Genomic DNA, 1101 nt, shown 5'->3' with positions numbered 1-1101 from the left:
AGGCCAGCGGCCATATTGTGCCGCGCGCAAAGGCCGGACATATGACCGCACCGTCCCAATGTGTGAAATCGACTGAAAAAAGCTCTTGCCTCGCGGGCCGTTCCACATATGAGGGGCACAACGGGTGGGGTTAGGCTTCCGGCGAAGTGAAGAAGCAATGGCCTGATAACCCGGCGGTGGTTTACATGCGCCATACGATTAAGACCGCTCCAAACGTCGTCATCCTCGAGGCGTCACACGCGCGGCGGGGATTTGCAATTTCCTGGATCGCCCGAACCCTCGTCGCGGCGGCACTCATCGGGTTCTGTCTCAACGCCGACGTCGTCGCCTATGTGGCGCGATACGCCACTCAGCAGAAGTTATCTAAGCTCATCACGATCGTCCCGCCGGTCATGGCGCAACAGACGCCATTGTCGAAGGACGACGAGGCGGCGCAGCTCAAGCAGGCGGTCGACAGCGCGACAGCGGAACTGCGGCAGTCTCTGCAGCAAGAGCACGCCAGGGCTGAGGCGCTCGAAAAAGAACTTGTGAAGGCATGGCGGTACGTCGGGAAACTGCTGTCGATGCCCAACGGCGAGGCGCACCAGTTCAGCCAAGCGGTCGACAGCGCGACGGCGGTACTGTGGCAGTCTCTGCAGCAGGAGCACGACAGGGCCGAAGCGCTTGCAACCGAACTGGCGGACGCGCGGCGCTCCATGGAACAGAAGCCTGCCGTTGTGGAAGAGAGGCCCGGTGTCTCCTTGCCTGCCTGGGCAAACAGCTACGCCGCCTTCGTGAACCCCGCCCAGACCGCAGGTCAACCGGACGTGGCCACGGAGAACAGCAAATCGGCAATTAAACCAGGCGAACCAGCTCGCGTTGAACACAAACCGCGCGGGGGCTACGGCTGCCAGCACTTTCAGACCTACGATCCGGCATCCGGAACTTACATCGGCTATGACGGACGGCGGCGTTCCTGCCCATAAGTGCGGGGCGGTGTTTCGGCAACAAGTCTAGCCCGTCCTATTCGTGAGAGTGCGGCTTTTGGGCCCGATTGATGCGGCCGCACATCTTGTCTGACGAGGCGCACAGGATTGCCTTCGGCTTTTCGCCGCCTGACGA

The 1101-nt window shown here is 61.7% G+C and carries 1 protein-coding gene; it reads left to right on the top strand.

The window, feature by feature from the left end:
• The first annotated feature begins 146 nt into the window (after nt 1-146).
• Nucleotides 147-965 carry a BA14K family protein gene (locus tag QJT78_RS51520; protein ID WP_038945540.1) on the top strand — a complete coding sequence of 273 codons (819 nt, stop codon included), beginning with the start codon at nt 147-149 and terminating at the stop codon, nt 963-965.
• The last annotated feature ends 136 nt before the right edge of the window (nt 966-1101 follow it).

Origin of the sequence: Bradyrhizobium sp. Mp27, from assembly GCF_029953005.1 — a bacterium.
Lineage (GTDB): Bacteria > Pseudomonadota > Alphaproteobacteria > Rhizobiales > Xanthobacteraceae > Bradyrhizobium > Bradyrhizobium barranii.
The sequence above is the reverse complement of the archived record's forward strand: the minus strand, read 5'-3'. Positions and strand labels throughout refer to the sequence as shown.